This is a genomic window from Sphingopyxis sp. (assembly GCF_041916015.1).
Classification (GTDB): Bacteria; Pseudomonadota; Alphaproteobacteria; order Sphingomonadales; family Sphingomonadaceae; genus Sphingopyxis.
Genome location: NZ_JAYSAH010000076.1, coordinates 20,919 through 44,051, shown reverse-complemented (window position 1 = coordinate 44,051; position 23,133 = coordinate 20,919). Strand labels below are relative to the sequence as shown.

General features: G+C 65.8%; 22 protein-coding genes. 12 read left to right on the top strand and 10 right to left on the bottom strand.

The features are described from left to right. Positions 1-2 precede the first annotated feature (2 nt). Entirely contained in the window at positions 3-1,310 is a 1,308-nt protein-coding gene (locus ACE3SL_RS11065) for a dicarboxylate/amino acid:cation symporter (protein ID WP_374525907.1), read from the top strand. 153 nt (positions 1,311-1,463) lie between these two features. Next, positions 1,464-2,426 (top strand): patatin-like phospholipase family protein, encoded by a 963-nt coding sequence (locus ACE3SL_RS11060; protein ID WP_374525792.1) that lies wholly within the window; start codon positions 1,464-1,466, stop codon positions 2,424-2,426. Positions 2,427-2,466: 40 nt separating this feature from the next. Here ACE3SL_RS11060 and ACE3SL_RS11055 read toward each other — a convergent pair whose 3' ends face one another. Beyond that, positions 2,467-2,775 carry a hypothetical protein gene (locus ACE3SL_RS11055; protein ID WP_374525791.1) on the bottom strand — a complete coding sequence of 103 codons (309 nt, stop codon included), beginning with the start codon at positions 2,773-2,775 and terminating at the stop codon, positions 2,467-2,469. On the opposite strand from ACE3SL_RS11055, the gene ACE3SL_RS11050 reads away from it, so the two are divergent. Continuing rightward, entirely contained in the window at positions 2,762-2,983 is a 222-nt protein-coding gene (locus tag ACE3SL_RS11050; protein WP_374525790.1) for a hypothetical protein, read from the top strand. The two genes, ACE3SL_RS11055 and ACE3SL_RS11050, sit on opposite strands and share 14 nt — an antisense overlap. A gap of 191 nt (positions 2,984-3,174) precedes the next feature. On the opposite strand, the gene ACE3SL_RS11045 is transcribed toward ACE3SL_RS11050, so the two are convergent. Continuing rightward, positions 3,175-4,629: a coniferyl aldehyde dehydrogenase gene (locus tag ACE3SL_RS11045; protein ID WP_374525789.1), complete on the bottom strand. Its 1,455-nt coding sequence runs from the start codon at positions 4,627-4,629 to the stop codon at positions 3,175-3,177. 87 nt (positions 4,630-4,716) lie between these two features. Next, a complete protein-coding gene (locus ACE3SL_RS11040) occupies positions 4,717-6,843 on the bottom strand; it encodes a TonB-dependent siderophore receptor (RefSeq protein WP_374525788.1) in 2,127 nt (708 codons plus the stop codon). A 231-nt stretch (positions 6,844-7,074) separates the two neighbouring features. Here ACE3SL_RS11040 and ACE3SL_RS11035 point away from each other — a divergent pair, with 231 nt between their 5' ends. Together ACE3SL_RS11035 and ACE3SL_RS11030 are read left to right on the top strand one after the other, a co-directional pair. Next, the gene (locus tag ACE3SL_RS11035) at positions 7,075-8,262 is read left to right on the top strand and encodes an acetyl-CoA C-acyltransferase (RefSeq protein WP_374525787.1); all 1,188 of its coding nucleotides are present in this window, start codon (positions 7,075-7,077) and stop codon (positions 8,260-8,262) included. A 303-nt stretch (positions 8,263-8,565) separates the two neighbouring features. Continuing rightward, positions 8,566-9,033: an RcnB family protein gene (locus tag ACE3SL_RS11030; RefSeq protein ID WP_374525786.1), complete on the top strand. Its 468-nt coding sequence runs from the start codon at positions 8,566-8,568 to the stop codon at positions 9,031-9,033. A gap of 52 nt (positions 9,034-9,085) precedes the next feature. Here the strand turns inward: ACE3SL_RS11030 and ACE3SL_RS11025 are convergent, their stop codons facing one another. Both ACE3SL_RS11025 and ACE3SL_RS11020 read right to left on the bottom strand, forming a co-directional pair. Beyond that, complete coding sequence (locus ACE3SL_RS11025; RefSeq protein ID WP_374525785.1) at positions 9,086-10,075, bottom strand: phosphatase PAP2 family protein; 990 nt, start codon at positions 10,073-10,075, stop codon at positions 9,086-9,088. 76 nt (positions 10,076-10,151) lie between these two features. Further along, the gene (locus ACE3SL_RS11020; RefSeq protein ID WP_374525784.1) at positions 10,152-10,610 is read right to left on the bottom strand and encodes an SH3 domain-containing protein; all 459 of its coding nucleotides are present in this window, start codon (positions 10,608-10,610) and stop codon (positions 10,152-10,154) included. A 127-nt stretch (positions 10,611-10,737) separates the two neighbouring features. On the opposite strand from ACE3SL_RS11020, the gene ACE3SL_RS11015 reads away from it, so the two are divergent. Next, on the top strand, positions 10,738-11,736 hold the full coding sequence (locus tag ACE3SL_RS11015) for a 2-hydroxyacid dehydrogenase (RefSeq protein ID WP_374525783.1): 999 nt from the start codon (positions 10,738-10,740) through the stop codon (positions 11,734-11,736). Between the two features lie 111 nt (positions 11,737-11,847). Here the strand turns inward: ACE3SL_RS11015 and ACE3SL_RS11010 are convergent, their stop codons facing one another. The 4 genes from ACE3SL_RS11010 to ACE3SL_RS10995 all read right to left on the bottom strand — a co-directional run bounded on the left by ACE3SL_RS11010 (position 11,848) and on the right by ACE3SL_RS10995 (position 15,800). Next, positions 11,848-12,150 (bottom strand): GIY-YIG nuclease family protein, encoded by a 303-nt coding sequence (locus ACE3SL_RS11010; RefSeq protein ID WP_374525782.1) that lies wholly within the window; start codon positions 12,148-12,150, stop codon positions 11,848-11,850. Positions 12,151-12,255: 105 nt separating this feature from the next. Beyond that, positions 12,256-13,659: an NAD(P)H-dependent flavin oxidoreductase gene (locus tag ACE3SL_RS11005; protein WP_374525781.1), complete on the bottom strand. Its 1,404-nt coding sequence runs from the start codon at positions 13,657-13,659 to the stop codon at positions 12,256-12,258. A gap of 84 nt (positions 13,660-13,743) precedes the next feature. Then, positions 13,744-14,907: a glycosyltransferase family 4 protein gene (locus ACE3SL_RS11000; protein ID WP_374525780.1), complete on the bottom strand. Its 1,164-nt coding sequence runs from the start codon at positions 14,905-14,907 to the stop codon at positions 13,744-13,746. Continuing rightward, positions 14,904-15,800, bottom strand: coding sequence for an alpha/beta fold hydrolase (locus tag ACE3SL_RS10995; protein ID WP_374525906.1), 897 nt, complete (start codon positions 15,798-15,800; stop codon positions 14,904-14,906). The genes ACE3SL_RS11000 and ACE3SL_RS10995 overlap by 4 nt, the downstream gene beginning before the upstream one ends. A 139-nt stretch (positions 15,801-15,939) precedes the next feature. On the opposite strand from ACE3SL_RS10995, the gene astD reads away from it, so the two are divergent. From astD to ACE3SL_RS10965, 6 genes are all read left to right on the top strand, one after another. Further along, positions 15,940-17,385, top strand: coding sequence for a succinylglutamate-semialdehyde dehydrogenase (gene astD, locus ACE3SL_RS10990; RefSeq protein ID WP_374525905.1), 1,446 nt, complete (start codon positions 15,940-15,942; stop codon positions 17,383-17,385). A gap of 170 nt (positions 17,386-17,555) precedes the next feature. Further along, on the top strand, positions 17,556-18,353 hold the full coding sequence (gene cobA / locus ACE3SL_RS10985; protein WP_374525779.1) for a uroporphyrinogen-III C-methyltransferase: 798 nt from the start codon (positions 17,556-17,558) through the stop codon (positions 18,351-18,353). Continuing rightward, the gene (locus ACE3SL_RS10980; RefSeq protein WP_374525778.1) at positions 18,341-18,637 is read left to right on the top strand and encodes a DUF2849 domain-containing protein; all 297 of its coding nucleotides are present in this window, start codon (positions 18,341-18,343) and stop codon (positions 18,635-18,637) included. The genes cobA and ACE3SL_RS10980 overlap by 13 nt, the downstream gene beginning before the upstream one ends. Position 18,638: 1 nt before the next feature. After that, positions 18,639-20,273 carry a nitrite/sulfite reductase gene (locus ACE3SL_RS10975; RefSeq protein WP_374525777.1) on the top strand — a complete coding sequence of 545 codons (1,635 nt, stop codon included), beginning with the start codon at positions 18,639-18,641 and terminating at the stop codon, positions 20,271-20,273. Beyond that, the gene (locus tag ACE3SL_RS10970; RefSeq protein ID WP_374525776.1) at positions 20,266-20,688 is read left to right on the top strand and encodes a DUF934 domain-containing protein; all 423 of its coding nucleotides are present in this window, start codon (positions 20,266-20,268) and stop codon (positions 20,686-20,688) included. Before ACE3SL_RS10975 ends, ACE3SL_RS10970 begins: the two co-directional genes overlap by 8 nt. After that, positions 20,681-21,466 (top strand): phosphoadenylyl-sulfate reductase, encoded by a 786-nt coding sequence (locus ACE3SL_RS10965; protein WP_374525775.1) that lies wholly within the window; start codon positions 20,681-20,683, stop codon positions 21,464-21,466. The genes ACE3SL_RS10970 and ACE3SL_RS10965 overlap by 8 nt, the downstream gene beginning before the upstream one ends. Before the next feature lie 53 nt (positions 21,467-21,519). Here ACE3SL_RS10965 and ACE3SL_RS10960 read toward each other — a convergent pair whose 3' ends face one another. Then, positions 21,520-23,031, bottom strand: coding sequence for a replicative DNA helicase (locus ACE3SL_RS10960; RefSeq protein ID WP_374525774.1), 1,512 nt, complete (start codon positions 23,029-23,031; stop codon positions 21,520-21,522). Between the last annotated feature and the right edge of the window lie 102 nt (positions 23,032-23,133).

The window sequence follows — 23,133 nt, the reverse complement described above, 5'->3', positions numbered from 1 at the left end:
CGATGGCGCCGGAGCGAACGCCGCTATGGCGCCATCTGTATGTCCAGGTGCTCACCGCCATCCTGCTCGGCGTCGTCATCGGACATTTTTGGCCGGCGACGGGCGAAGCGCTGCGTCCGCTCGGCGACGGCTTCATCAAGCTCGTCAAGATGATCATCGCCCCGGTAATCTTCCTCACCCTCGTCACCGGCATCGCGGGGATGAGCGAACTGCGCTCGGTCGGGCGCGTCGCGGGAAAGGCCTTCGCCTATTTTCTCTTCTTCTCGACGCTGGCATTGATCGTCGGGCTGATCGTCGCCAACACGGTGCAGCCGGGCGCGGGCATGAACATCGACCCGGCGACGCTCGATGCCGGTGCGGTGAACGGCTATGTCGAAAAGGCGAAGCACAGCGGCCTCGTCGATTTCGTCATGGCTGCGATTCCGACGACGCTGGTTTCGGCGCTCACCGGAGACTCGCTGCTTCAGGTATTGCTCGTCTCGATCCTCTTCGGGGTTGCGATGTTGATGGTCGGCGAACCCGCCGCACCGGTACGCGACATGTTGGAGCGCATCGGGCTCGTCGTTTTCAAACTGGTAGGCCTATTGATGCGCGCGGCGCCAGTCGGCGCATTCGGCGCGATGGCGTTCACGATCGGAAAATACGGGGTCGGATCGCTCGCCAATCTCGCGAACCTGCTCGCGACCTTCTATCTCACCTCGGCGCTGTTCGTGATCGTCGTGCTCGGCATCGCGGCGCGGCTCGCAGGTTTTTCGATCTTCAAGCTGATCCACTATCTGCGCGCCGAGCTGCTGCTCGTGCTCGGCACCTCCTCGTCCGAAAGCGCGCTGCCGAGCCTGATGGAAAAGATGGAACGCGCGGGCTGCGCCAAATCGGTGGTCGGGCTCGTCGTCCCGACCGGCTACAGCTTCAACCTCGACGGCACCAACATCTATATGACGCTCGCCGCCCTGTTCATCGCGCAGGCGTGCAACGTCGATCTGCCGCTCGGCGACCAGCTCCTGCTGCTGCTCGTCGCGATGATCAGCTCGAAGGGCGCCGCGGGCGTCACCGGCGCCGGCTTCGTGACGCTCGCAGCGACGCTGTCGATCGTGCCGTCGGTCCCCGTCGCGGGGATGGCGCTGATCCTCGGCATCGACCGCTTCATGTCCGAATGCCGCAGCCTCACCAATTTCATCGGCAATGCGGTCGCGACGGTCGTCGTCGCCCGCTGGGACAATGCGCTCGACCGCGACCGGCTGCGAGCGGCGCTGGACGGCGGCGCGACGCCTCCGCTGGCGGCGGCGCCGATCGAGCAGGATATGGACTAGGACGACAAGGATTCGACCTTGATCGATCCGATAGGGCCCCGGGGCTATCATTCCATTCGCGCAGAGATGTCGGACGGATCGCTCGCGCTTTTGAGCGGCAGACGTGATGCCGAAATTCCTGTAGACTGCCCGCTGTCCTAAAGGAGAGGCGGCATGGCAGGCGGTCTTGCGATGGTGCTGAGCGGCGGCGGCGCCAAGGGTGCGTTCCAGGTTGGAGTCGTCCACGAACTCGTGGTCAACCGCGGCGTCCGGATCGACATCGTCGCCGGCGTTTCGACCGGGGCGATCCAGGCGCTGGGGATCGCGCAGGACGATGTGCCCGGACTGCTCGACGCGTGGCTCGGCATCAAGGGCAATGGCTCGATCTACAAGGAGCGCCCGCTCGGCGTCGTCGGTGGCATACTGGGTGAGGACGCGATCTACGACGCCGCGCCGCTGAAGCGCCTGCTCAAGGGCTTCGCCGATGAGGAGAAGTTGAGAGCGAGCGGACGCAAGCTGCTGCTCGGCGTCGTCAACCTCGGCACCGGCACCTATCGCAGCATCGACGAAAGCGTCCCCGGCATCCACAATTGGGTCTATGCAAGCTGCGCGATGCCGCTCTTCTTCGATCCCTTGAAGACCCGCGCCCGCGATGGGACCGAGGAGCAATGGGTCGACGGCGGCGTGCGCGACGTGACGCCGCTCAGCGCCGCGCTGGAGATGAACCCGCGCGGCGTCATCGCGGTGCGGGCCTCACCCGCGCCGCAGCCGGGCCAGATCCGTACCTTTGGCAATCTGATCAAGATCGGCCTGCGCGCAGTCGACATATTGCAATCCGAAGTCTCGGCCAACGACCTCGCCGGCGCCGCGCTGATCAACGATCTGATCGCGGCCCGCGAGGGACAGCTTCGCGCGCTGCAGGCGGAAGGCATCGGCGGTGCGCAGGCGGCGCGCATCCTGCGCCCGCTCGACGTCCAGATCGCGCGCTATCGCTTCGCGCCGATCCGGATCATCGAGCCCGAACAGGAGTATAGCGAGACGCTGGAATTCGCCCCTGCGAAGATCCGCGCCGCGATCGATGCCGGCCGCCGCGCGGTCGAGCATGAATGGGATGCTCTCGAACCGCTGCTGAGCTAGGCCCGTTGGGCCGAGCGAACGATCGGGCGACCGTACAGACTCACTCTGCCAACGAGCCGATCGCACCCTCGACCAAATGCTCGATGTCGCCGGCCTCCAGCGGCCGTCCCCTGAAGGTGACGTGATAGATGACGGCGCCGATCAGCGTATCGCACGCGAAGGCCAGGGCTCGCTCATCGGCAGCAGTCGCCAGGCGGCGCAATTCGCGCATATAATATTCCTGTTCCTCCGCTCCATAGCTTTGGGTTACCGCTGCCAGCTCGGGACAGACGGCGAAGGACGCCGGCGTCAGGTCGGACTGGCCGGTTGGGATCGGCGACGGCTGGATGCGGCTGATGACCTTCGACATGTCGGGCGAGGTTCCCGCCATCAAGGTTCGCACCTATTCCACACACTACAAGAAGCTCAGCGTCGATACGCCCGGATATGCGGCCTGGTACAAGGAGCACGAGCAGCCGCAGCTCAGCGACGAGGCCTATCACGGGATGGACGATTTCTCGATCGAACTGACCGATTTCCGCAAGCGTTTCGGCCCCGCCGGTCGCACGGGCCAATAGGCCGCTTCGCCGGAACCATATACCGATGGAGAAAGGCCGGGCTCCCCTGTCGGGCGCTCGGCCTTTCCTGGGTTTCAGGGATTTATGCGCCCGTGGCGCCGGTCAAAGGCTCGCAAGCACCGAAACGCGAAATTCGCGCACAGAGACCGCACCCGGCATCGCCGCGATGCGCCGCCCCTGCCCTTGCCACGCTATTTCTTGAGTTCCTTCGCCAGCGTCTTGGCGGTCGCCTTGCCATAGGGCGGCTTGAAGCCCGCGAGCCCCGCGACGTCGAGTTTGGGCTGGCGGTAGACGGCGCGCGGGTGGCTGAAGGTTCGGAAGCCATCGACCCCGTGGTAATTGCCCATTCCCGACGGCCCGACACCGCCGAAGGGCAGATCCTCCATCGCATTGTGGAACAATACGTCGTTGACCGTGACCCCGCCGGAGATGGTGCGCGTCAGCACGCGCTCCTCCTCGCTCTTGTCCTGCCCGAAATAATAGAGGCCGAGCGGACGGTCGTGGTCGTTCACATAGTCGATCGCTTCGTCGATCGTCTTGTAAGTCTTCACCGGCAGGATCGGGCCGAAGATTTCCTCCTGCATCACCTTCATCTCGTCGGTCGCGCCGCGAACGATATGAAGCGGCATCTTGTGGCCGTTGGCGCTCGCGAAATCCTCGCCCGCCGGATTGACCTCGATCACCTCGGCGCCCTTTTCGCGGGCGTCGGCCAGATAAGATTGCAGCCGGTCGAAATTCCGCCCGTTCACGACCGACGTATAGTCGTCGTTCTTGAGCAGCGTCGGATAGAGCGCCGCGACGCCCTTGCTGACGCTGTCGATCACCTCGCCTTCCTGATCCTCGGCGACAAGCAGATAATCGGGCGCGAGGCAGATCTGCCCCGCGTTCATCATCTTGCCGAGCGCGACGCGCTGGCCGACGAGATCCTTGTTGGCGCTGCGCCCGATGAAGGTCGGCGACTTGCCGCCCAGTTCGAGCGTCACGGGAACGAGATTATCGGCGGCGGCGCGCATGATATGCTTGCCGACGCCTGTCGCGCCGGTGAAGATCAAATGGTCGAAGGCGAGCTTCGAGAAGGCGATGCCCACCTCGGCGTCGCCGGTGAACACCGCCATTTCGCTCTCGTCGAAATAGTCGGGAACGAGCCGCGCCATCAGCGCCGAGACATTTTCGGTGAACTCGCTGGGCTTGATCATCGCGCGGTTGCCCGCGGCGAGGATGCCCGCCATCGGCACGAACACCATGCCCACCGGGAAATTCCACGGCGCGACGACGCCGACGACGCCCTTCGGCTGATAGACGACCTCGGCCTTCGCGCCGAGCAGGCCGAGCGGAAAGGTGGGCTTGCGCTTCTCGCCCTTCGACCAGCTCGCCATATGCTTTTTCGCATGTTTGAGCGCGCTGACCGACGGCATGATGTCAGTCATCAGCGTCTGGTCGCGGCTGCGGTGCCCGAAATCCTCGCTCACCGCCTTGGCGAAATCCTCGGCATGATCGACGAGCAGCGCGATCGCGCGGTCGAGCCGGTCGGTGCGCACCGCGAGGCTTTCGGGCATCGCGGCGGTGAAGCTCGCCCGCTGCGCCGCGAGCACCTCGTGCATGCGCGCCGTTTCGCCGGCGATGTCCTGCTTGATGGCGGTGGCCATGACCCGTCTCCCCTATGAATTGCGGGCGCTGTTTGATCACGCCGCGCAGCGGGTTGCAAGATGAAACCTGCTGCGCGGCCCGTCGCCCTAATATTCGAAGCGGATCGTCCCGATGACGCTCCGCGGCGCGGCATAATAGGCCTGTCCCCATTCGAGCGAGTTCAGATATTTCCGGTTGGTCACATTGCGGACATTCACCGTCGCCTCGACATGATCGGCGAGCCGGATGCCCGCCAGCAGGTCGAGCAGCGCGTAGGCCTTCTGGCTGATCGGAAGCCCGCCGCTGTCGTCGGTGCCGCTGATCTTCCCCTGATAGCGGAATTGGGCGCCGAGCTTCAGGTCGCGCCACTCCGGAACCTGGTAGGTGGCGGCGAGCTTGAAGGAATTGCGCGGGATGAAGGTCCGCGCGGGCTGGCCCAGATCGTCGCGGATCTTGAGGTGGGTGAAACCGCCGCTCAGCAGCCAGCGGTCGGCGACGCGGCCCGAAACCTCAACCTCGAACCCCTTGGCGGTCGTGTCCTGGCCTTCATAATAATCCACGCCGGTCGGACCGCCGAGGCCGTCGTCGGGATCGAAGGTTCCGACATAGCTCGCCAGGCCGCGCTGCTTCGCACGGAAGACCGCGGCCGAGGCATAGAGCCGGTCGTCGAGCCAGCTGCCTTTGATGCCCGCCTCGATGCTCGTACCCTTCGCGGGATCGAGCCGGCGGTTGGTGACATCGACCTGGTTCTGCGGCGCATAGATGTCGGTATAGCTGGTATAGAGCGTCAGGTTGCTGGTGATGTCGAACAGCAGGCCGGCATAGGGGCTGATCTTATGGTTGTTGCGGGCCAGATCCGAGCCATAGGAATCGCCCGACGTCTTCAGCCACACCGCGGAAACCCCCGCCACGCCTTTCAGCCGGTCGGTGAAATTGAGGTGAATCGCGCCATAGACGCGCGTCAGCCGGTCGCGCTCATGCCCCTGAACCTCGACATCGGGATAATCGGGCAACGGGGGAAAGAAGCTGGAAAGCTGGCGGATATCGCCATAGTCGATCTCCGCGTCCGAAAAGGCTTCAGCCTCGGTGCTGCGCAGCCAGCCCGTGGAAACGCCGAAGGCGAGCTGGTGCTGCCGGCCGAACAGATTGACGCTGCCCGAAGCATAGCCATCGAGCAGATATTGCCTGTTCCGCGAGGGATAGATACCGCTGACACCGACTACGCCGAGCCCCGTGTCGGGGTCGGGCGTACCATAAGCATAGAGCCGCCGCGCGTTGGTCTTCTGATCGTTATAGGTGAAGACCCCGCGCAGCGACCAGTCGCCACCGAGCCGGTAGGCCAATTCCGCAAAGGCGCTCTGATTGACGACGTTCGCATAGGTCCATGGCGCGGCGGTCGAGGCGGAGCGAGGATAGGGAATACGGCTGCCGTCGCTGAAGACCAGCGGCAAGGCGCCCCAGATAATCCCGTCGGCGCGATTGTCCTGCCGCGAATAGCCGACGGTGGCTGTCAGCGCCGGGGTGAGGTCCCAGGCAACGAGGGCCGCCACGACGTCGCGGTTGACCTTGTTGTAATCGAGATAGGAATCGCGCTCCTCATGTGCCCCGATCAGGCGCGCCCGCAGCGTGCCCGACGCGTTGACCGGACCCGAAACATCGCCTTCGACCCGCCAGTTTTCGAAAGACCCGGCATAGGCCGAAGCGTTGGCCTGCAGCTTGCGGGTCGGACGCTTGCGAAGATAATTGACCGTCGCCGAAGGATTGCCGACGCCGGTCATGATCGCGTTTGCGCCGCGCACGATCTCGACGCGTTCATACAGGATGGTGTCGAGATCGCCATCGATCGCGCCGAGCAGCGGCAGGCCGATCCCGTCGACTTGCAAATTGGTGACGGCGAAGCCGCGTGCGGTGAAGTCGGTGCGATCGGTCTCGTTCCGCTGCACGGTGATGCCGACCGCCTGTTCGAGCAGATCGTTGACGTTGGTCAGCGCGAAATCGTCGATCCGCTCGCGGTCGACCACCGTCACCGATTGCGGCGTCTCGCGAAGCGACAGATCGAGCCCGGTGGCGGACGCGCTTTCATTGAGGGCCGATTCCCGGGATTTCGCAGCGGTGACGATGATCTCGCTGCGCGAAGAGCCCCGATCCTCTCCCCCGTCTGCTTCCGCAGCGAAGGCCGGCGCGATCGCCAGTGCCGACACGGTGGTGGTGATCAGCAATCGCGTCAGTTTCATCTATCTGCTCCTCAAGGACGAGGGCGACATAGATTTGGCGCTATTGCAACGCAAGCGCAATAATTTCGCATTTATGGAGCGGCGGCCAGAGAAAGGTCATGTCAGGGCAAACCCTATGCAGACACCGCCCTGCATGGCACGCGACCCTTGAAATGCTCCGCCCCCTTTCGCAGTTGCAGCATTTCCGCTAACCCGTCCACCGAACCATTTTTCCTTACGGAGTCTTCCGCCATGACCGCCACCGATCCCGTCGTCTTCCTTTCCTATGCCCGCACCCCGATGGGCGGCATGCAGGGCGTGCTGTCGGACGCAAGCGCGACCGATCTCGGCGCCACCGCGGTCAAGGCGGCGGTCGAGCGCGCGGGGATCAAGGGCGACGACATCGAGCGCATCTATATGGGCTGCGTGCTGCCCGCGGGGCTCGGCCAGGCGCCGGCGCGGCAGGCCGCAATCAAGGCGGGGCTGCCCAAGTCGGTGCAGGCGACGACCGTCAACAAGGTATGCGGATCGGGCATGCAGACCGTCATCATGGGCGCCGAAGCGCTCGCCGCGGGCAGCATCGACCTTGTCGTCGCGGGCGGCATGGAGTCGATGACCAACGCCCCCTATCTGCTCAAGAAGCATCGTTCGGGCGCGCGCATCGGGCACGACACCGCCTATGACCATATGTTCCTCGATGGGCTGGAAGACGCCTATGAAGCGGGCCGCGCGATGGGCACCTTCGCGCAGGATACCGCCGACGCCTATCAGCTCAGCCGGCAGGCGCAGGACGATTATGCGATCGAATCGCTGAAGCGCGCGCAGGCCGCGGTCGCGGGCGGCGCCTTCGCGGCGGAGATCGCCCCGGTAACGCTGGCGACGCGCAAGGGCGAAGTCGTCGTCGATACCGACGAAGCGCCCGGCAAGGGCAATCCCGACAAGATCCCCACGCTGCGCCCCGCCTTCGCCAAGGACGGGACAATCACCGCCGCGACCAGCTCGTCGATTTCGGACGGCGCCGCCGCGGTCGTGCTGACGCGCCAGTCGGTCGCCGACGCCAAGGGCGCCAAGCCGGTCGCGAAGCTCGTCGCGCACGCCGCGCACGCGCAGGAGCCGAAGGACTTCACCGTCGCTCCGGTCGGCGCGATCAACAAGGTACTGGCGAAGGCCGGCTGGTCGATCGGCGACGTCGATCTGTTCGAGGTCAACGAGGCCTTCGCCTGCGTCGCGATGTTCGCGATGCACGACCTCGGCATCCCGCACGACAAGATCAACGTCCACGGCGGCGCGACCGCGCTCGGCCACCCGATCGGCGCCAGCGGCACGCGGATCATCACGACGCTGATCGCGGCGCTCCAGCGCCACGGCAAGACGCGCGGCATCGCCAGCCTCTGCATCGGCGGCGGCGAAGCGACGGCGGTTGCGGTCGAGCTGGTCTGATCCTGCCATAAACTCCGTCATTGCGACCCCGGCGAAAGCCGGAGGAAGCAATGCAGGGCGGTTTACACGGGCTCTGGATTGCCGCGCCCCCCGGATCAAGTCCGGGGTCCTCGCAATGACGAGGTAAAAGGTTGCATGGGTTGACCGCTTCCTCCCGCCGTCCCATCGCAATCCCGCGACAAATTGCGACACTAATGACCTGAAAATAAACGCCGCATTCCGCTTCGGTTCAAACCGGCGGGTCTAGACCATTCCCAGTCATCGGGCAGATCCCCTCCCCCTGACGTGCAAAGGAATGGCACCATGAAGAAGATCAAATTTCTCACCGCCGGCCTGATCGCCGCGATGATGGTCCCGGCTGCGGCGCAGGCCCAGACGAGCGAACTCCGCCGCGACCGTCAGGACATCCGCCAGGACCAGCGCGACCTGCGTAATGCGCAGCGCTATGGCGACCACCGCGACGTCCGCGATGCCCGCAAGGACGTGCGCGATTCCAAGCGCGAATATCGCGAGGACGTCCGCGACTGGCGCCGCGACGCGCGCTACCAGAATTATCGCGCGCCCTTCCGCTATCAGCAGTTCCGCGTCGGTTCGACGCTGCGCCCCAACTATTATGCCCCGGCCTATCGTCCGACCTGGGACAGCCGCTGGGGCGTGCCCCGCGCGGGCCGCGGCCTGACCTATGTCCGCCACTATAACGACCTGCTGCTGGTCAACACGCGGACCGGCAAGGTGGTGAAGGTCTACCGCAACGAGTTCCGCTGGCGCTAACCGGCGCGGGCGGACGAAGGGCCGGGCGTTCGCGTCCGGCCCTTTTCGATGATCAGGCTGGAAGAGTCGAAGGAACGGGCAGCGAAGCCTTGCCGCGGAAAATCTTCGCGATCGACCCAAGCCACGGGCGGCGCACCAGCCGGCCGGCCGCGGCGATTGCCGCCGAAGCAAGCGAGATTCCCGCAAGGACGTCGACCAGATAATGCCCGCCGTAGACCGGCGTTGCCATCAGCATCAGGCTCGCCCATAGCATGCCGGGCCACCCTACGCGGCCCATCTGCGCAAACCCCCAGATGAAGATCGCGCCGAGGGCTGAGTGATAACTGGGAAAGACGATGATACCTTCAAGCTTCGCCAGTTCGATCAGGCGCAGGCTACCATCGCGCGCGCCCGAGAAATCGACATATTGTGCGAAAGTTGCGGCTGCCGCCGATTGAAGGTTCGGCAGATCGCCGGGACCCAGATGCAGGTGGATATAATTGCCGACCGCCGGGGTCAGACCCGAAAGCAGCACGGCCGCCAATCCCGCCAGGATCGCGGCGCATATCGCGACCCGCATCTCGCGCAGCCGGTTCGTGGCGGTCAGCACGAGCACCAGCACCAGAAGCTGCGGCGTCATGGTGACATAGGCCCAGCGATAGAGGGTCGCGAGCGCCGGATGGCCGTTGACCCAGCGCGCATAGCCGAGCCAGTCGAAGCCGAGGGCCCGGTCCCAGCGCTCGAGGCGTGCATCCCAGAGCGCCCCGCCATGCGCGGCCACCAGATAGCTCAGAATCCCGCCGGCGATCGAGAAGAGGATGATCAGCATCGCCGACGTGATCAGCGCCGCAAAGGCCGGCCGCACGCGATAGCGGGTATAGAAGCGGCTGGCGGCCCACAGCATGCCGATCATCGCGGCCGGCCCGGCAAAGCCGCTCGCCGCAAAGGCGAAAGGCGCGGCAAGCTGGAAAAGGATCAGGAACAGCAGACAGAGCCCGACGAGCAGCCAGGATGCATCGTCGAAACCCTGCGATTCCGGTTCACGATGGGAGGATGCGCGCATGGCCGCCTGTTAGCGGCGCGCGCATAAGATTCGATTAATGGCGGCTCCGATCGGTCGCGCCCCACGCCGCCCGCGCTCAGTCGCCCCAGATATGGTCCACTTCGATCCAGCCCTTGCGGCCGCCGACATCGAGCCGGCACCAGCCCTCCTTGCAGTCGGTGATGCGTCCGACGACGCCGGGCTCGGCGCGATAGGCGACCGCGGCCGAGACATTCGGCGCCTCGCGCATCGGGCGGATGCCGCCGGTGACGATCGCGGTGCGCGTCCGGCTGAGCAGGCGCGCCGCCATCCAGCCCTGTGTCCCGTCGGGGTCCTCGATCTTGCGCCACGTCTCGAAGCGCGCGATCACCCTGACCGGCAGATCCTTGCGCCGATATTCCCACGTGACGGGAACGTCTGGAGACGGCCCCTTGCGCATCCGCGCCTCGTCGACGCTGATCGACGCCCAATAGGGCAATTCTACGTCGGACTGCGCGGCGGCCGGCCCCACGGCGGCGAGCAGCGCGGCTGCGGCTAAGATCTGGCGGCTGGTCATCGCTCTGCCTTGTCAAACTCGGGATCGCATTTCAACCGCTCGCCGCGGAAAAGGCTGCATTCATCCCCGGACTTTTTCCGCCGCGCCCCTCTTGACCCCCGCGCCCGCGCGCGCTCTACCCGCGGCCATGCCCGATTCATCCCGCCCGAAACGCCCGCGCGTCATCGTCACCCGCCAGCTGATGCCGCATGTCGAGGCGCGCATGGCCGAATTGTTCGACGTCGCTCTGTCGGCCCACGATCACGCCTATAGCCGCGACGAGCTGAAAGCCGCGGTTGCCGACTGCGACGTGCTGGTGCCGACGGTGACCGACGAGATCGACGCCGAGATCATCGACGCCGCGGGCGAACGGCTGAAGCTGATCGCCAATTTCGGCGCCGGGGTCGATCATATCGACCTGTCCGCCGCGCGCGCGAAGGGCATCATGGTCGCGAATACGCCGGGTGTCTTCACCGAGGACACCGCCGACATGACGATGGCGCTGATCCTGTCGGTGCCGCGCCGCCTGGCCGAGGGCGAGAAGCTAATGCGGTCGGGCAAGTGGCAGGGTTGGGCCCCCAGCACGATGCTGGGCCACCGCGTCGGCGGCAAGCTGCTCGGCATCATCGGCATGGGCCGCATCGGGCTGGCGGTCGCGCAGCGCGCGCGCGCCTTCGGCCTGTCGATCCACTACCACAACCGCCGCCGCCTGCCGGCCGCGATCGAGGAAGAACTGGGCGCGAGCTATCACGCCAGCGTCGACACGCTGCTCAGGATCAGCGACATCGTCTCGATCCACTGCCCGCACACGTCGGAGACGCACGAACTGGTGAACGCCGCGCGCATCGCGGCGATGAAGCCGACTGCCTATCTGATCAACACCGCGCGCGGCGAGATCGTCGACGAAAAGGCGCTGATCGCCGCGCTCAAGAGCCGGCGTATCGCGGGCGCCGGGCTCGACGTCTATGCGCAGGAACCCGTCGTCGATCCCGACCTGCTCGCGCTCGACAATGCGGTGCTGCTCCCCCACCTCGCCTCGGCGACGATCGAGGGGCGCGAGGCATCGGGCGAAAAGGTCATCGCGAACATCCGCGCCTGGTGCGACGGGCATCGGCCGCCCGATCAGGTGCTGGAGGGGTGGGCCTGAATCGCTGACATTGCGCTGGGCCGCTCTGGATTGCTTCGCTTTACTCACAATGACAGTGCATATGAGAGCTTCGTCATTGCGAGGAGCGCAGCGACGAAGCAATCCAGAGTGTCATTCACTGCCGTCGAGAATGTCGGGCCACAGATCGCGCCAGAGCGGATTTTCCGCCTCGATCAGCGCGAGTTTCTTTGCGCGACTGCCAGCCTTGATCTGCTTTTCCCTTACAATCGCTGTTTCCATCGTCGCGTGCATTTCGAACCAGACGAGTATCTTGCAATCGTAGCGCGTGGAGAACCCACCCAGCCCTTCTCTATGCTGCCACATGCGCTGGATCAGATTTGAAGTCACGCCGGTGTATAGCGTCCCGTTGCGCCGGCTCGCCATGATATAGACCGCCGGCTGACGCTCGCGCATGGCCTCTACCCCCAAAAACCTCGTCATTGCGAGCGCAGCGAAGCAATCCAGAGCAGCGTAAACCGCCCTGGATTGCTTCGCTGCGCTCGCAATGACGAAGTGTATTTAATCCCCCGTCAGAATCCGGTCGACCAGCTGCTTCACCGTCGGGGTGAAGTTGTTCGAATAGAAGGGGTCGGTCTTGAAGTTGAACGCGGCGTGGCCCGCGAACATCAGATTCTGTTCGACGTCGCCGCCGTGCGCGATGTCCTGCAGCGTCTTCTGGATGCAGAAGCTGCGCGGGTCGGCGAGGTAGCCGGTGGTGTAATCGTCATGGTCCTTCCACGCCGAGAATCCGCAGTGCGACAGGCAGCCCATGCAGTCGGCCTGATCCTTGCGGATGATCGCCTTGTCGCTTTCGGTCACATAGACGACCGTATTGTCCGGCGTCTTGAGCGCAGTGGTATAGCCTTCGGCAACCCAATCGCGCGCGCGGTCGCGGTCGTGCGGCGTCACCCAGAAATTCCGCCCCTTCACGCCCGCGTCGAGCTGCGCGACATGGTCGCCCGCTTCCTGCTTCGAGTAGGGAATCTGACGCTCCGAGCGTGCCTCGAGATCGCGCAGGAAGGGGTTGCGCACCGCGCTGGAATAAAAGCCGGTCGGCGAGAAGCGGTGGAGCAGCACGTCGCCCTCGTCGAGGGTGCGGAGGCGGTCCTTCCACTCCTGCGGGATCGGGCTTTCCTCGGTCAGCAGCGGGCGCGTGCCGTACTGGAAGACGATCTGGCCGAGCTCGGGATTGTCGATCCAATGCTCCCAGTCGCGCAAGTACCAGACGCCGCCCGCCATCACGATCGGCACCTCGTCCGAAATGCCCTCGGCCCGCATCGTGTCGCGCAGCGCCTTGACGCGCGGATAGGGGTCCTCGGGCTTCAGCGGGTCCTCGGCGTTCGACAGGCCGTTGTGCCCGCCCGCGAGCCACGGGTCCTCGTAAACCACCGCCGCCATCAGATCGGCGACCTTGTGATAGGCGCGCTTCCACAGCGCGCGGAAGGCGCGCGCCGAAGAGATGATCGGGAGATAGTTGACGTTGTGTTTCGCCGCGATCTCGCTGAGCTTGTAGGGCATCCCCGCGCCGCAGGTCACGCCGGTGACGAGCCCGCGCGTCTTTTCGAGCACGCCTTCGAGCACCTGCTGCGCGCCACCCATTTCCCACAGGACGTTGATATTGATCGCGCCCTTGCCGCTCGCAATGTCGTAAGCGCGCCTGACCTGCTCGACCGCGCCGTCGATCGCGTACTGGATCAGCTCCTCATGGCGTTCCTTGCGGGTCAGCGCGCGATAGATTTGGGGAATGATCTTGCCTTCGGCGTCATAGCTGTCGGCGTTGACCGCCGACACGGTGCCGATCCCGCCCGCCGCGGCCCAGGCGCCGCTCGACATATGGTTGGTCGCCGAAACCCCCTTGCCTCCCTCGACGAGCGGCCAGACTTCACGACCGCCGTAAAGGATGGGCTTCAAACCTTTGAACACTATGGACCTCTTTCTCTCCACCGCCGGCGTACATGCCCGCGGCCCCCTGTTGCCCTTTCCGTAAGCGGAAAACGGCGGCTTTTGTCAATCGATGCCGATCCAGCGGCCGCTGAACGGGCCATACCCACCAAGCCCGCGAGCATAGAGCTTTTCATAGGCTCCGACCATCGTTGATTCGTCGAAGCGTTCGGCGGCTACCCGGCGGTTCGCGGCGCCGATTTCGGTGCGCAGCGCAGGGTTGCCTGCAAGCTCGGCGAGCGCCGCGCGGAAGGCCGCCTCGTCGCTCGCGACGAAGCGCCGGTTCGCATCGGACACCATCGCCGCGACATCGCCGACATCGGGGCTGACGACCGGAAGTCCCGCCGCCATCGCCTCGACGACAGCGATCGGCATCTGCTCGCTGCGCGACGACAGCGCGAGCAGGTCGAAATGGCCGATCCAGCGCGCGGGCCCGGCCATGAAGCCGGGGAGGACAAGACGGTCCGCCATGCCGCAGGCCGCGGCCTCGGCGGCAATCGCCTCGCGCTCCGGCCCCTCGCCGACGATCACGAGCCGGGCGTTGGCCGGCAGCGCCGCGACCGCGCGGACGAGGCGCGGCAGGTCCTTGACCTTGCGCAGCCCCGCGACGGTGCCGATCACGACCTCGCCCTCGCGCCGCTCGAAGCCGGGGATCGGGGTGGCGCGAGCGTGGCCATAGGCCGCGACGTCGATGCCGTTGCGGATGAGGTGAACAGGGTCCGCCCGCCACTCCCCGGCCGCGATGCGCTGGAGCGAGGTCGAGGGCACCACGACGCCGAGCGCATGCTTCAGCGCGGCGCGGCGGAAGAGATTGCGTTTCCAGTTGCGCCGGACGCTCTCGTCCTCGTTGAAGCCGTCCTCGTGATGGATGAGGCTGGGCAGCCCGCGCCGATGGAGCCGGTGCGCCATCACCCCGTCCATCGCCCCCCAATTATAGCTCAGCACCAGCTCGAAATTGAGCATATAGCGGGCGAGCGCGCGGTAACGCGGCAGCGATGGCTTGCCGTACAGTGGCGGCGCATCGCCGGGGAAATCGACGCGGATCGCGGGGTCGATCGCTTCGCGGGCGCCGAGCGCTTCGGGCATCGCCGACAGGATCGTGTGATGCGCCCGGTCCCCCATCAGGTTCATCAGCCGCACCGCGCGTGCCTCCTTCCCGCCGAGCGAAAAGCTCGAATGAAGGTGCAAGATGCGGACCGGCCAGGGTGCCTCGGGTTCCGCGTCGCTCACGCCGCGGGAAGCTCCGCGATCCAGGCGTCGATCGCGGCGCGCGCGCCGGCCTCGTCCATCGTCGGGGCATGGCCGACGCCCGGAACCTCGACGAGGCGGGCGTGCGGCAGGCCATCGACCATCTTCGCGCCGGCCGCCGCCGACAATATGTCGGACAAGGCACCGCGCAGGATCAGCACCGGCACATCGCCGAGCGCACGATAGACGGGCCAGAGATCGGGGGCGGCATCGCCCCCGTTCGGGACGCGGAGCGGCGCCGCGATCTGCTTGTCATAGTCGGTGACGATCCGCCCCTCGGGCGTCAGCCGGTGCGTCCGCTTGGTGACCCGCAGCCAGTCTTCGATGCCATAGGCGGGATAGACGGCGGCGTTGAGTTCGGCATAGGCGCGCGCCGCATGAATCCAGGTCGGCTGGCTTCCGCCTGCGCCGATATAGTCGCGGATGCGTTCGAGCCCCGCCGTTTCGAGTTCGGGCCCGACATCGTTGAGCACTGCGCCGGTGATCCGCCCCGGCTGCGTCGCGGCGAGCAGCATCGACACCAGCCCGCCGAGCGAAGTGCCGACGGTCGCGAAACGCTCGACCTTCATCTCGTCGAACAAGGCGATGATGTCCTGCGCATAGGTGAGCGGAACATAGGTCATCGGGTCCTTGGCATAGGCGCTTTCGCCGCGGCCCCGGAATTCGGCGACGATCACGCGGCGCTTTGCGGCCATATGCGGTGCCAGCCCCTCGAAATCGCGCGCATTGCGCGCGAGGCCGGGCAAGCAGAGGATCGGCGGCGCACCCTCGCTTCCATCAGGGCCCGGATAGATGCGCGCGTGCAGGCGGACGCCATCGGACGACCACCAATAATGATCGTCCCAATCCCGCTTGATGTCCTGCCGTGCCGAAATTGCCGCTTCCCCTCATTCCCTGCCCGCTGGTGATCTTCGCCGTCTATCGCCAACAGCGCGGGCGGCGCAAGCGATCCGTCACCGAAATGGGCCGGATCGGTTGCCGCCACCCGCTTTCGCCGATATGAGGCGCAAGACCATGAGCGAAGAGTTGATTTCCTTTGAGCCCGCGACCGGCGACGAGCTGTGGCGCGGCGCGGTCAGCGATGTCGATCAGGAGGTCGCGGCGGCACGGGCCGCCTGGCCAGGATGGGCCGCAAAGGCCGTCGCCTTCCGCTCCGAAACGCTCCGCCGCTTCGCCGACCGGGTCAAGGCCGAAGCCGACACGCTCGCCGACCTGATCGCGCGCGAGACCGGCAAGCCCTTGTGGGAAGCGCGGACCGAGGTCGAATCGGTCGCGAACAAGGTCGATATTTCGATCAAGGCCTATGCCGAACGCACCCCCAACCGCCGTATCGAGGGCGCGATGGGGCTGCGCAACGCGGTGCGGCACAAACCGCACGGCACGCTGGCGGTGCTCGGCCCCTATAATTTTCCCGCGCACCTGCCGAACGGCCATATCGTGCCGGCGCTGCTCGCGGGCAATTCGGTGGTGTTCAAGCCGTCCGAAAAGACTCCCGCGGTCGGCGCGAAACTCGTCGAATTGTTCCACAGCGCCGGGGTTCCGCAGGAGGTGCTGCGCCTCGTCATCGGCGGTCCCGATACCGGCAAGGCGCTTGCTGGCCATCAAGGCATCGACGGGCTGCTCTTCACCGGATCGGCGCGCACCGGCATCGCGATCAATCGCCAGTTCGCCGACCAGCCGGGCAAGATCGTCGCGCTCGAAATGGGCGGCAACAACCCGATCGTCGTCTGGGACACGGCCGACATCGCGACCGCCGCGATCCTGGTGATCCAATCGGCGTTCCTCAGCGCCGGACAGCGGTGCAGCAACGCGCGACGCCTGATCGTCAAGGACAGCCTCGCCGACCGCCTGCTGGGCGAGGTGAAGACGCTCGCGAACCGGCTGATCGTCGATCATCCGCATGCCGATCCCGCCCCCTATATGGGGCCTGTGATCGACAATGAGGCGGCCGACGGCCTGACCGAAAGCTTCCTGATCCTGATGTCCAACGGCGGTCAGGTGATCCGCCATATGTCGCGCCCGATCGAGGGCCGCCCCTTCCTGACTCCCGGCATCATCGACGTGACCGCGATGCCCGAACGCCCCGATATCGAGCTGTTCGGCCCGCTGCTTCAGGTGATCCGCGTCGACAGCTTCGAGGCGGCGATCGCCGAGGCGAACAATACCGCCTTCGGCCTGTCGGCCTCACTGATCGGCGGCACGCCGCAGCTTTACGATCAATTCTGGGCCAACGCCCGGGCGGGGGTGATCAACTGGAACCGCCCGACCAACGGCGCGTCGTCGGCCGCCCCCTTTGGCGGCATCGGCCTGTCGGGCAACCACCGGCCGAGCGCCTTTTACGCCGCCGACTATTGCGCCTATCCGGTGGCGAGCGCCGAAAGCGACGCGATGCGCGCCTCGATCGGAGTTGGCCTGCGCGATCCGGAAGGGTCGCAGCTGGTGACGAAGAAATATCTTTAGTCGATCGTCATTGCGAGCGAAGCGAAGCAATCCAGAGCGGCAAGAACCGCTCTGGATTGCTTCGCTTCGCTCGCAATGACGGATGATGGAAATCGACGGGCAATTTTAGCTTCACCGCCGTCAAAAAACCCTGCTTTGCGATTTGGGCGCCCCAAAGCCATCTACCCTGCATGGAAAAGAACCTTCCCTCTGCGGGCAAGCTGTGGCTCGTCGGCGCCGGTCCCGGTGATCCCGACCTGTTGACGCTGCGCGCCGCGCGGCTGCTTGCGAGTGCCGATCTCGTCGTCCATGACGGGCTCGTCGGCGAGGGCGTGATCGCGCTGATCCCGCCGCATGTCGAACGGATCAGCGTCGCCAAGCAGCGCAGCCGCCACACGATGAAGCAGGACCTCATCAACGAACTGATCGTTCGCGAAGCGCGCGCCGGCAAGCAGGTCGTGCGGCTGAAGGGCGGCGATCCGTTCATCTTCGGACGCGGCGGCGAGGAACTCGACGCGGCGCGCGCGGCGGGCGTCGCGTGCGAAGTCGTCCCCGGCATCACCGCCGCCGCGGGCTGCGCCGCGCAGGCGGGCCTCCCCCTCACCCACCGCGAGGATGCGAGCGCGGTCAGCTTCGTCGCCGGCCAGTGCAAGGACCTGACCGATCAGGATTGGTCGGGGCTCGCGGGTCATGGCCGCACGCTCGTCATCTACATGGGCCTCGCGACCGCGAGCGCCATCGCCGACAAGCTGATCGCCGACGGCGTGTCGCCCGGCCTGCCGGTCGCGGTGGTCGAGCGCGGCACCACCGCCGACGCCCGCGTCCTCCGTACTTTGCTCACCGATCTCGGCGATCTCGTCGCGCGCGAGAAAGTCGCCAGCCCGGCGCTGATCATCGTCGGCAAGGTCGCGGCGCGCGCCGACGCGCTCGACTGCCTCGGCGCGCCGGGCGTCGCCAACTCTCTGAAGGATATTGCATGCGAATCTTGACCGGCAACGACCTGAAATCGGGCGCCGTCATCTGGTGGACCGGGCGCGACTGGTCGCTCCACGTCGAGGACGCCGCCGACGTCGGCGAGCATGGCGAGGCGGTGCTCGCGGCCGAGGATGGCGCCCGGCGCGTCAACGGCGGCTACATCGTCGATGCCGAGGCGACCCCCGAAGGGCCGCGCCCCGCGCATATCAAGGACCGCATCCGCGCGCTCGGCCCGACCGTGCGCCCCGACCTGACACTGAAACCCGCCGATCCGACGGCCGGCGACTGGGTGATCTGACATGTATAAATATGACCAATATGACCAGGCAATGGTCGATGCCCGCGTCGAGGAATTTCGCGACCAGACGCGCCGCCGCATCGCGGGCGACATCAACGACGACCAGTTCAAGCCGCTGCGGCTGAAGAACGGTCTCTACCTCCAGCTCCACGCCTATATGCTGCGCGTCGCCATTCCCTATGGCACCTTCAATTCGGAGCAGATGCGCAAGCTCGCGCATATCGCGCGCACCTATGACCGCGGCTATGGCCATTTCACCACGCGTCAGAATATCCAGTATAACTGGATCAAGCTGGAAGAGGCGCCCGACATTCTCGCCGAGCTGGCGACGGTCGAGATGCACGCGATCCAGACGAGCGGCGAGAGCATCCGCAACATCTCCGCCGACCAATATGCCGGCGCCGCCGCCGACGAGATTTGCGACCCGCGCCCGTGGGCCGAATTGATCCGTCAGGCGACGACCTTCCACCCCGAATTCAGCTATCTGCCGCGCAAGTTCAAGATCGCCGTCATCTCCGCGGCCGAGGATCGCGCGGCGCTCCGCTGGCACGACTGCGCGCTCCGCATCGTCCGCAACGACGCGGGCGAGGAAGGCTTCGAGGTCTATGCCGGCGGCGGCATGGGACGCACGCCGTTCATCGCCTACAAGATCCACGACTTCCTGCCCGCGGCGCAGATTTTCTCCTATCTGCAAGCGATCCTGCGCGTCTGGAATCTCCATGCGCGGCGCGACAATATCCATAAGCAGCGGATGAAAATTCTCGTCCACGAGCTCGGCGAGGAAGAATTCCGCCGCCAGGTCGAGGAGGAATTCCAGACCTTCCTCGCGCTCGGCACCGATTTCCCGCAGGCCGAATATGACCGCATCGCGGCCTATTTCACGCCGCCGCCGTTCGAGACCGGCCTGTCCGACGCGATCGACCGCAGCGACCCCGATTTCGCGCTGTGGGTCGATCGGCAGGTCATCGCGCACAAGGCGCCGGGCTATGCGATCGCCAACATCAGCCTGAAACCCGTCGGCGGCATCCCAGGCGACATTTCGGCCGAGCAGATGGAGATCGTCGCCGACCTCGCCGAGCGCTACAGCTTCGACGAGATCCGCGCGACCCACGCGCAGAACCTCGTCCTGCCGCACGTCCGCAAGGCCGATCTCTACGCGGTCTGGCAGGCGCTCGACGCTGCGGGGCTCGCGAACGTCAATCTCGACCTCGTCACCGACATCATCGCCTGCCCCGGCCTCGATTATTGCAGCCTCGCCAATGCGCGCTCGATCCCGGTCGCGCAGAAGATCGCCGAACGCTTCGCCGACATGGAGCGCCAGCTCGACATCGGCGAGCTCAAGATCAAGATTTCGGGCTGCATCAACGCCTGCGGTCATCACCACGCCGGCCAGATCGGCATCCTCGGCGTCGACCGCAAAGGGACCGAGAATTACCAGCTCCTGCTGGGCGGTTCGGGCGCCGAAGATACGTCGCAGGCGAAGATCACCGGCCCGGGCTTCGACGAAGCCGGCATCGTCGATGCGGTCGAGCGCACCGTCGAGCGCTACCGCGAGCTTCGCGAGCCCGGCGAACGCTTCCTCGATACCTATCGCCGCGTCGGCCTCGACCCCTTCAAGGAGGCCATCTATGGCTAATTTCCGTTACCGCGACGACCAGCCGCACGAAGAGCCGGCGGTTACGCTCGACGCCTTCCTCGAACAGCCCGACGCGACCGCGGTGCGGCTCGAGGCGGGCGAGGATGCACGGCGGCTGATCCCCTATCTCGACCGGCTGCAGCTCATCGAAATCTCCTTCCCGCGCTTTCGCGACGGGCGCGGCTTTTCGAGCGCGCGCATCCTGCGCGAAGCGGGCTACACGGGTGAACTCCGTGCCGAGGGCGATGTGCTGATCGACCTGCTCTTCTTCATGCGCCGCTGCGGGTTCGACAGCTTCGCCTCGCAGCATTCGCTCAACCCCGCCGATGTCGAGGCGGCGCTCCATCGTTATCGCCATGTCTATCAGAATGCGACCGACGACGCGGTGCCGATCTGGAAGCTGAGGCATGGCTGAGGTGACAGCCGAACCCCGTTCGCGCGACCGGATCGACGTCGCCCCGCGTTTCACGCAGGCCGACGTCATCCGCCTCAACAACCTGTTCCGCGGTCAGGACGCGGCCGAGGTCGTCGCGAGCGTGATCGGCGCGGGCCTGCTCGGCGAGAGCGCGATCGTGTCGAGCTTCGGCGCCGAAAGCGCGGTGCTGCTCCATCTGGTGACGCGCGCGGCGCCCGGCATGCCGGTGCTGTTCCTCGATACGGGCAAGCATTTTCCCGAAACGCTCGCCTATCGCGACGAGCTGGCGGCCAAGCTCGGGCTGAACCTGATCAACGTCACGCCCGACGCCGAAGAACTCGCCGCCAAGGACGCGACCGAGCTTCGCTGGTCCTACGACCCCGACGGCTGCTGCGAAATCCGCAAGGTGAAGCCGCTCGAAAAGGCGCTCACCGATTTCGACACATCGATCACCGGCCGCAAGGGCTTCCAGTCCTCGACGCGCACCGGCCTCGCCCGCTTCGAGCTCGACGGCACCACCGGCCGGCTGAAGTTCAACCCGCTCGCCAACTGGACCCGCGAAGAGCTCGACGCCTATTTCGACGCGCACGACCTGCCGCGCCACCCGCTCGAGGCCGAGGGTTATCCCTCGATCGGCTGCTCGCCGTGCACCTCGAAGGTGCAGGCAGGCGAAGACCCGCGCTCGGGCCGCTGGCGCGGCTGGGACAAGACCGAATGCGGCATCCACACCGCAGTGACGCCGATCGACAACGATCCGGCCAACGACCCGGCGTTTTGACAGACGCAAGCCGTGCCCCTGCGAAGGCAGGGGCACGCACGGCGTGCGGCTAGTTATTCATAATCCGCATAGGCCTGACTGTCGTCGGCCAGATCGCTGAACTTCGTCGTCTTCGCCTCGAAGTGGAGGCGGACCTTGCCGGTCGAACCGTGACGCGATTTGGCGACGATGACTTCGGCGAGGCCAAAGACGCGCTCCATCTCGGCCGCCCATTCCTCATGCGCGGCGTGGACCTTCACATCGTCGCCCTCGACGGGGCGCTTGGGCTCGCGCGCCGCGACATAATAATCCTCGCGGAACACGAACAGCACCATGTCGGCGTCCTGCTCGATCGACCCCGATTCGCGAAGGTCGGAAAGCTGCGGCCGCTTGTCCTCGCGGCTTTCGACCTGACGGCTGAGCTGCGACAGCGCCATCACCGGGACGTTAAGTTCCTTCGCCAGCGTCTTGAGGCCGCGCGAAATTTCCGAAATTTCCTGCACGCGGTTGTCACCGCTCTTCGACGAGCCCTGCAACAACTGCAGATAGTCGACGACGATGAAGCCGATGCCGTGCCGGCGCTGCAGCCGCCGCGCCCGGGTGCGCAGGCCCGCGATCGTCAGGCCGGGCGTGTCGTCGATGAACAAGGGCAAGGTCTGCAGCGCCTGCGCGGCACGCGACAGCTGCTGAAACTGCTCCTTGCTGATCTTGCCCATGCGGAGCGCCTCGCCCGACACCCCCGACTGTTCGGCCAGCACGCGCGTCGCGAGCTGGTCGGCCGACATTTCGAGGCTGAAGAAGGCGACCTTCGCGCCCATATTCTTCTCGGGCGGAATGCCGTCTTCCTCGTCGCGGCGCCAGCGCTCGGCGGCGTTATAGGCGATGTTGGTGGCGAACGAGGTCTTGCCCATGCCGGGACGGCCGGCGAGGATCATCAGGTCCGAATTATGCATGCCGCCGATCTTGGCATTCATGCTCGCGATCCCCGTCGTGATACCCGACAGATGCCCGCCCGAATTGAGCGCGCGCTCGGCCGCTTGCAGCGCGGTGAGGCTCGCGGCGTTGAAGCTCTTGACCGATCCCATTTCGGCCTCGCCGCCCGCGACGCGGTAGAGCGCGGTTTCGGCCTCCTCGATCTGCGCCTGCGGATCGACGCTCTCGCTCGTGTCGAGCGCGCTGTCGACAAGGGTGCGCCCGACGCCGACCAGTTCGCGGAGCAAGGCGAGGTCGAAAATCTGCCGCGCGAAGTCGCGCGCGCCGATGAGCCCCGCGCCGCTGCCGGTGAGCTGCGCGAGATAGCCGACCCCGCCGACCGCCTTCATCGCCTCGTCGGCCTCGAAGAAGGGCTTGAGGGTGACGGGTGTCGCGATGCTGTTGCGCTCGATCAGCGCCATCGTCTGCTGAAAAATGCGGCCGTGCAGCGGCTCGAAGAAATGCGCGGCACCCAGCTGCACCGGGAGATCCTCGACGACTCGGTTGTCGATCAGGATCGCGCCGAGAAAGGCGGCTTCGGCCTCGATATTGCGAGGTAATTGGCGCTCATCCCCGGCGGGCGCCGGGGTCGGAAACAGGGCTAGTTCGGGCATGGCGACCTTCATGCGTCGAGGCTCGAAGCGGCGCAACCGACGATATCGCTCGGCATATCATAACTGTGGAATGCTGTGAATAAGTCGCCCCCTTGCCCTTCG

Excerpts from the sequence above, each read along its gene's own strand:
- cobA (WP_374525779.1), top strand. The coding sequence starts at position 17,556 with ATGGAAAAGAACCTTCCCTCTGCGGGCAAGCTGTGGCTCGTCGGCGCC.
- ACE3SL_RS11065 (WP_374525907.1), top strand. The coding sequence starts at position 3 with ATGGCGCCGGAGCGAACGCCGCTATGGCGCCATCTGTATGTCCAGGTG.
- ACE3SL_RS11025 (WP_374525785.1), bottom strand. The coding sequence starts at position 10,075 with ATGCGCGCATCCTCCCATCGTGAACCGGAATCGCAGGGTTTCGACGAT.
- ACE3SL_RS11055 (WP_374525791.1), bottom strand. The coding sequence starts at position 2,775 with ATGTCGAAGGTCATCAGCCGCATCCAGCCGTCGCCGATCCCAACCGGC.
- ACE3SL_RS10970 (WP_374525776.1), top strand. The coding sequence starts at position 20,266 with ATGGCTAATTTCCGTTACCGCGACGACCAGCCGCACGAAGAGCCGGCG.
- ACE3SL_RS11035 (WP_374525787.1), top strand. The coding sequence starts at position 7,075 with ATGACCGCCACCGATCCCGTCGTCTTCCTTTCCTATGCCCGCACCCCG.
- ACE3SL_RS11040 (WP_374525788.1), bottom strand. The coding sequence starts at position 6,843 with ATGAAACTGACGCGATTGCTGATCACCACCACCGTGTCGGCACTGGCG.
- astD (WP_374525905.1), top strand. The coding sequence starts at position 15,940 with ATGAGCGAAGAGTTGATTTCCTTTGAGCCCGCGACCGGCGACGAGCTG.
- ACE3SL_RS11050 (WP_374525790.1), top strand. The coding sequence starts at position 2,762 with ATGACCTTCGACATGTCGGGCGAGGTTCCCGCCATCAAGGTTCGCACC.
- ACE3SL_RS11020 (WP_374525784.1), bottom strand. The coding sequence starts at position 10,610 with ATGACCAGCCGCCAGATCTTAGCCGCAGCCGCGCTGCTCGCCGCCGTG.
- ACE3SL_RS11015 (WP_374525783.1), top strand. The coding sequence starts at position 10,738 with ATGCCCGATTCATCCCGCCCGAAACGCCCGCGCGTCATCGTCACCCGC.
- ACE3SL_RS10960 (WP_374525774.1), bottom strand. The coding sequence starts at position 23,031 with ATGCCCGAACTAGCCCTGTTTCCGACCCCGGCGCCCGCCGGGGATGAG.
- ACE3SL_RS11010 (WP_374525782.1), bottom strand. The coding sequence starts at position 12,150 with ATGCGCGAGCGTCAGCCGGCGGTCTATATCATGGCGAGCCGGCGCAAC.
- ACE3SL_RS11060 (WP_374525792.1), top strand. The coding sequence starts at position 1,464 with ATGGCAGGCGGTCTTGCGATGGTGCTGAGCGGCGGCGGCGCCAAGGGT.
- ACE3SL_RS11045 (WP_374525789.1), bottom strand. The coding sequence starts at position 4,629 with ATGGCCACCGCCATCAAGCAGGACATCGCCGGCGAAACGGCGCGCATG.
- ACE3SL_RS10980 (WP_374525778.1), top strand. The coding sequence starts at position 18,341 with ATGCGAATCTTGACCGGCAACGACCTGAAATCGGGCGCCGTCATCTGG.
- ACE3SL_RS10975 (WP_374525777.1), top strand. The coding sequence starts at position 18,639 with ATGTATAAATATGACCAATATGACCAGGCAATGGTCGATGCCCGCGTC.
- ACE3SL_RS10965 (WP_374525775.1), top strand. The coding sequence starts at position 20,681 with ATGGCTGAGGTGACAGCCGAACCCCGTTCGCGCGACCGGATCGACGTC.
- ACE3SL_RS11030 (WP_374525786.1), top strand. The coding sequence starts at position 8,566 with ATGAAGAAGATCAAATTTCTCACCGCCGGCCTGATCGCCGCGATGATG.